Origin of the sequence: Rhizobium sp. ZPR4 (assembly GCF_040215725.1) — a bacterium.
Taxonomy (GTDB): domain Bacteria; phylum Pseudomonadota; class Alphaproteobacteria; order Rhizobiales; family Rhizobiaceae; genus Rhizobium; species Rhizobium rhizogenes_D.
On sequence record NZ_CP157967.1, the window covers coordinates 3,639,001 to 3,645,000 of the forward strand.

The 6,000-nt window shown below is 63.4% G+C and carries 5 protein-coding genes; 1 reads left to right on the plus strand and 4 read right to left on the minus strand.

Going from position 1 to position 6,000, the window contains the following annotated elements:
• Positions 1-83: 83 nt before the first annotated feature.
• A complete protein-coding gene (locus ABOK31_RS17440) occupies positions 84-758 on the minus strand; it encodes a L,D-transpeptidase (protein WP_075853787.1) in 675 nt (224 codons plus the stop codon).
• Positions 759-939: 181 nt separating this feature from the next.
• Between ABOK31_RS17440 and ABOK31_RS17445 the strand changes: the two genes are divergently transcribed.
• Entirely contained in the window at positions 940-1,428 is a 489-nt protein-coding gene (locus ABOK31_RS17445) for an MmcB family DNA repair protein (protein WP_092718857.1), read from the plus strand.
• 57 nt (positions 1,429-1,485) lie between these two features.
• On the opposite strand, the gene ABOK31_RS17450 is transcribed toward ABOK31_RS17445, so the two are convergent.
• The 3 genes from ABOK31_RS17450 to hrpB form a co-directional block, all read right to left on the minus strand.
• The gene (locus ABOK31_RS17450; RefSeq protein ID WP_174176413.1) at positions 1,486-2,073 is read right to left on the minus strand and encodes an ActR/PrrA/RegA family redox response regulator transcription factor; all 588 of its coding nucleotides are present in this window, start codon (positions 2,071-2,073) and stop codon (positions 1,486-1,488) included.
• Positions 2,074-2,149: 76 nt separating this feature from the next.
• Positions 2,150-3,442, minus strand: a complete 1,293-nt coding sequence (locus ABOK31_RS17455) for an ActS/PrrB/RegB family redox-sensitive histidine kinase (protein ID WP_349959011.1) — start codon at positions 3,440-3,442, stop codon at positions 2,150-2,152.
• Between the two features lie 47 nt (positions 3,443-3,489).
• Positions 3,490-5,958 carry an ATP-dependent helicase HrpB gene (hrpB, locus tag ABOK31_RS17460; RefSeq protein ID WP_349959013.1) on the minus strand — a complete coding sequence of 823 codons (2,469 nt, stop codon included), beginning with the start codon at positions 5,956-5,958 and terminating at the stop codon, positions 3,490-3,492.
• Between the last annotated feature and the right edge of the window lie 42 nt (positions 5,959-6,000).

The window sequence follows — 6,000 nt, forward strand, 5'->3', positions numbered from 1 at the left end:
CCGGAGGCACAGCTGAAAGACGCAAACAAAAAAAGCCGCCGGATCGATATCCGGCGGCTTTTTTAAATCCGAATGCCCAGTGATTACTGGATAACGATGACCTTGGTGCTGCGGCCCGGAAGAACGCGGCTGTAGAGATCGATCACGTCCTGATTGATTAGGCGGATGCAGCCAGAGGAGGCTGCGGTACCGATCGAAGCCCATTCCGGCGTGCCGTGCAGGCGGAACAACGTGTCCTGGCCCTTTTCATTGTAGAGATACATGGCGCGCGCACCGAGCGGGTTCGACAGGCCCGGGTTCATGCCGCCATCGACATATTTGGCGATTTCCGGACGGCGAACAGCCATTTCCTTCGGCGGATGCCAGTTCGGCCATTCCTGCTTCCAGGCGACATATGCGGTCCCGGACCAGGAGAAGCCCTGCTTGCCGACGCCGATGCCGTAGCGCATCGCTTCGCCATTGCCGAGAATGTAGTAGAGATGACGCTCGCGCGTGTTGACGATGATGGTGCCTTCGGCCTCATCCGTCTTGTATTCGACGATCTGACGGCGGAACTGCGGCTTCACCTTCTGGATCGGGATTGCCGGCAGCTGGAAGCCGTTGTCGCTCGTGACACCGTAGTCGCCATCGAAAGTCTTGATGGTCTCGGTGGCCGAATTTGCGGTTGCGGCCGGCGCTGCTGCGGCGGTGGTGGCATAGCCAGCCGATGCGAGCGTTGCGACAAGGCCGAGTGCGGTCATAGCATTACGGATGCGCATGGAAGTCTCTTGAATTTTCGTGGCGGGAAACGGATGGCTATCAACCATCTTTGTCTAAAGTTTATTTTCCATTAAACTTGGCTTTGCAAGCTGCTGTGGCCCTACAAAAATAGCGCCGGCGCGCAAATTAGAAGGACATGGTTTTTTTGCAACAACGCCGGGCCTGTCCCCGAGACAATTCATGACGATTTTGAACGTTTACAATAACAATCCGTTAATAGATGGCCGGCAGTCGGAGCGGGCCATGCTTGTACGCAAGGGCGTGCAACTATTACTGCATGACATGCGCCATGCGGTCTTGCCGGAGTTGCCGCTTGCCAGCGGTCGTCGCGCCGATCTCATCAGCCTTTCGGAAAAGGGCGAGATCTGGATCATCGAGATCAAGACCTCGATCGAGGATTTCCGCGTCGATCGCAAATGGCCCGAATACCGGCAGCATTGCGACCGGATGTTCTTCGCGACGCACAAGGACGTGCCGCTTGATATCTTTCCGGAGGATTGCGGGCTGTTTCTGTCCGACGGCTATGGCGCCCACATCATCCGTGAAGCGCCGGAGCATCGCCTGCCGCCGGCGACGCGCAAGTCCGTGACGCTCAATTTCTCCCGCGCCGCCGCCCAGCGCCTGCTGTTGGCCGAATGGGCGACGGGCAAGTCTTTCGCTTCCGAATAGGTCAGCCCGCTCTCCAGCACAATTCCGGAGAACCGCTGCACACTTTCCTGGAATCGCCTATTTCGGCGCGCGCTTGGCAAGAATGCGCTGCAGCGTCCGGCGATGCATGTTGAGGCGCCGGGCCGTCTCGGAAACGTTGCGCTCGCACATTTCATAGACGCGCTGGATATGCTCCCAACGGACGCGGTCCGCCGACATCGGGTTCTCGGGCACTTCCGCCTTTTCGCCGGGGCGCTGCGTCAGCGCGGCATAGACGTCGTCGGCATCGGCGGGCTTGGCGAGATAGTCGACCGCGCCGAGCTTGACGGCAGTCACGGCCGTCGCGATGTTCCCGTAGCCTGTCAGCACCACGATGCGCGTGTCGTCGCGTCGCTGGCGGATTGCCTCGATCACGTCCAGTCCGTTGCCGTCGCCGAGGCGAAGGTCGACCACGGCATGTTTCGGCGGGCTCGCCTTGGATTTGGCGACGCCTTCCGCCACTGATTCCGCCGTCTCCACGACGAAGCCCCGCGCTTCCATCGCGCGCGCCAGCCGGCGCAGAAAGGGACCATCGTCATCGACGATCAGCAATGTGGCATCCGGGCCTATGTGGGCTGCATCATCGTTCGCCCCGGCCTGCGGGGCTGTGCTCTCTTTATCCGTCATTCTATCTTCTATCCCGGCGATCATCCGCCTGCATATTCCTACCGATTTTGACGATCGCAGTTTTAAGCCGCGAAAATCATTTTGTCGAATTACTGTCGATTAACACGCGCGGCCATTCGACGCGGATGCGCGCGCCTGGCGTTTCCGGATCGCGATTGCCGAAGGAAAGCGCGGCGCCCGAGCGTTCAAGCAGCGTCTTGGCGATGAAGAGGCCAAGGCCGAGTCCGCCCGCGGTGTCGTCACGCTGGCGCGAAGTGACATAGGGTTCGCCGATCCGCGCCAGTATTTCCGGCGAATAGCCATTGCCGTCATCCTCGATGACGATGGTCAGAGCGTCGGCTGTATAGTCCACCGTGACGGTCACCGTTTTACGGGCATAGTCGACGGCATTTTCGATGAGATTGCCGAGGCCGTACATGATGCCGGCATTGCGGCTGAGGACGGGTTCGCCGGAGCGCGGGCTCTTTTCGATGAATTCCAGATTGATCCCGAACTCGCGATGCGGCGCGATGATCTCCTCCATCATGGACGACAAAGTGAGCCGCCGCATATGCGCCTCATCCTCGGAGGAGAGAGTCGTTAGCCGCCGCAGGATATCGCGGCAGCGCTCGCTCTGGCTGCGCAGCAGCGCCACGTCCTCGCGGAACCGGTCGTCTTCTCTGAGTTCGCGTTCCATCTCCTTGGCGACGACGCTGATCGTCGCCAGCGGCGTACCGAGCTCGTGTGCCGCCGCCGCCGCCAGCCCATCGAGCTGCGACAGGTGCTTTTCCCGCTGCAGCACCAGCTCCGTTGCCGAGAGCGCATCGGCAAGCTGCGAGGCTTCCATGGAGACGCGATAGGCATAGAAGGCGGCGAAAGCCATGGTGGAAGCGATAGAGCACCAAACGCCCAACTGCATCACGCTGTGCACACTCACCGAAACGCCCTCATACCAGGGCAAGGGGAAGGGAGAGAAGGCAAGGCCGGTAATGCAGATCATCGCCAGACCTATCAGCGGCATGCTGTAGCGGATCGGCTGCGAGGCGAAGGAAATGATGACGGGCACGCAGACCAGCGCCGAGAAGGGATTAGCCAATCCGCCGGTAATCAGCAGCAGTCCACAGAGCTGCAGAAGGTCGAGGCTGAGCAGCGCGAAGGCCGCCGGCGCCTCCAGCCGGTGCGTCGGCGGGTAGCGCAGCGTCAGGAAGAAGTTGATCCAGGCGAGGCAGGCGATCAGCACGCAGCAGGGCAGGAGCGGCATCGGAAATTTCAGCCAGAAGGCGACGATCATCACAGTCACCGTCTGGCCGCCAACCGCTAGCCAGCGCAGGCGCACCAGCGTCTGCAGCCTCAGCCGCCGGCTGGTGTGATGCCCCTCCTGCGCCTTCATCTCGGCTTCGGAGAGTTTTTCCAGTCCCCGGAAGAAGCGTGCCATTATCAGGTCCCTCGTGGCTTGGCGCGTGTTGTCGGCAAGGCCTCGGCCGGATCTTCCGGCCAGGGATGCCTCGGGTAGCGGCCGCGCATATCGGCGCGCACGTCCTTCCAGGATCCGGCCCTGAAGCCCGGCAGGTCGCGCGTCGTCTGGATCGGGCGATGGGCCGGCGATGTCAACTCCAGCACCAGCGGCAATCTGCCGCCGCCGATCGCCGGATGCTGTTTCAGCCCGAAGAGCTCCTGAACGCGAATGGTGAGCAGCGGCTCCTCGCCATCATATTGAATGGGATGGCGCTGGCCGGTCGGCGCTTCGAAATGCGTCGGCGCCATCCGGGAGAGATCGCGCTGCAGCTCATGCGGCACCAGTGACATCAGCCCATTGGAAAGGCCGCCGGCCGAGATGTCGGAAAGGCCGCGCGCGTCAGTCTGAAACGGCGTGAACCATTCGTCGAGCCGTGCGGCCAAGGCTTCGTCGCTCATATCCGGCCACGGCTCGCCGATCGTCCTATATAAGAAGCCGATCCTGTCGCGCAGCTGCGCCGCCTCCTTGGAAAAGGGCAGGACGTCGATCCCCAGTTCGCGGATGCCCTCGGCCAGCGCCTTGGCCGCCTGCTCGCCGGAGGGGCGCGGCAGAGGCGTTTCCTCGAAGATGATGGCGCCGAGCCGCGTTGCCCGTCGCGCCCGCACCTGCCGGCTCGCTTTATCGAAAAAGCTCTGATCCTCGGTGCGGACCTCGCCCGGCAAATGCTCTTCGACATCGGCGCGGGAAATCTCCGCCGCCGCGAGAATGCGCGCCTGCGCCGCACGTCCCGTCAGGTCGGCGATGACGAGCATCTGCGATCCTGCCAGCCGCTCGGTCTCCGGCAGTTCCGCGCCGCGCCCATTGGCCATGACGAAGCGTGCTCGTCCGCCGCGCTGCAGGGCGATGCGGTCGGGAAAAGCATGCAGCAGCAATGCACCGGCAAAGGGTGGAATAGATGAGGCGGTGGGGCTGGTGTTGCCGCCGGCTGCCTGGGCGAGACGCCCGGCAAGGCGACGCGCGGCTTCCGCCCGCTCACCCTTTTCCGTCTTGAAGCGTCGCAGCCGATCTTCCAGATCGATGCTCTGCCCCCCAAGCCCCTGTTCCGTCAGCAGCACGGAAAGCAACGCCGCCTCGCGCGCCTGGCCGAATTCGGCAGCCGAAATCACCATGGCTGCCAGCCGTGGCGGCAGGGCGAGCTCCCGCATCAGTCGGCCGCGTGCCGTCAGCCCGTTTTCCGCATCGAGCGCGCCCAGCTGCCGCAGTAGGGTCCGCGCCTCGGCAAGCGTGGTTGCCGGTGGTTGGTCGACGAAAGAGAGCGTTGCCGGATCCTGTACGCCCCAGTGAGCGAGATCGAGTGCGAGACCGGAAAGGTCGCTCGAAAGGATCTGTGGCGGCGTAAAGGCCGGGAGTGCCGCCGTCTGCCCCGGATGCCACAGTCGAATGGCGATACCCGGCTCGGTTCGCCCGGCGCGGCCGGCGCGCTGATCGGCCGAGGCGCGAGACACGCGCACGGTCTCCAGCCGCGTAATGCCGGTCGAGGCCTCGAAGACGGGCAGGCGCTGCAGGCCGCTGTCGATAACGATCCGCACGCCGTCTATGGTGATGGAGGTTTCAGCGATCGACGTCGCCAGCACGATCTTGCGGGTGCCTTGCGGCGCGGGCCGGATCGCCGCATCCTGTTCTTTCTGGCTGAGATTGCCGTAGAGCGGCGCAATCACCGTCTCCGGCCCGAACCGGCCGTCGAGCCGTTCCGCCGTGCGGGTGATTTCTGCCTGCCCCGGCAGGAAGGCGAGGATCGAGCCCTGTTCCTTGGTATGTGCGTCGAGGATCGCCCGCGTCACCGTATCCTCGACCCGCTCTCCTGCCGGCCTGTCCTGATGGCGTATATCGATCGGAAAGCTGCGGCCCATGCTCTCGATGACGGGTGGATGGTCAAGCAGGGCCGCGACACGCTCGACGTCCAGCGTTGCCGACATCACGAGGATGCGCAGGCCCTCCCGCAGCGCCGATTGCACGTCGAGCGCCAGCGCCAGGCCGAAATCGGCATCCAAGGAGCGCTCGTGGAATTCGTCAAAGATGACGGTGGAGATGCCGGTGAGTTCCGGGTCGTCGAGGATCATGCGGGCGAACACGCCCTCGGTCACCACCTCGATGCGGGTCTTGGCAGAGATGCGATTGTCGAGCCGCATGCGATAGCCGACGGTATCGCCGACCTGTTCGCCAAGCAGCGAGGCCATGCGGGCAGCAGCGGCCCTTGCCGCCAGCCGCCGTGGTTCCAGAAGAATGATCCTGTCATCGCCGCGCCAGCCTTGACCCAATAGATAGAGCGGCACCAGCGTCGTCTTGCCGGCGCCGGGCGGTGCGGAAAGCACGGCACGCCGCTCGCTGGCGAGTGCCGCGCCGATATCGGCAAGCACATGCGAGACCGGCAGCTCCGGCAATGAAGGCACTCTATATGTCACGCCAGTCGGCTCCGTATCGCGCTATGTGGG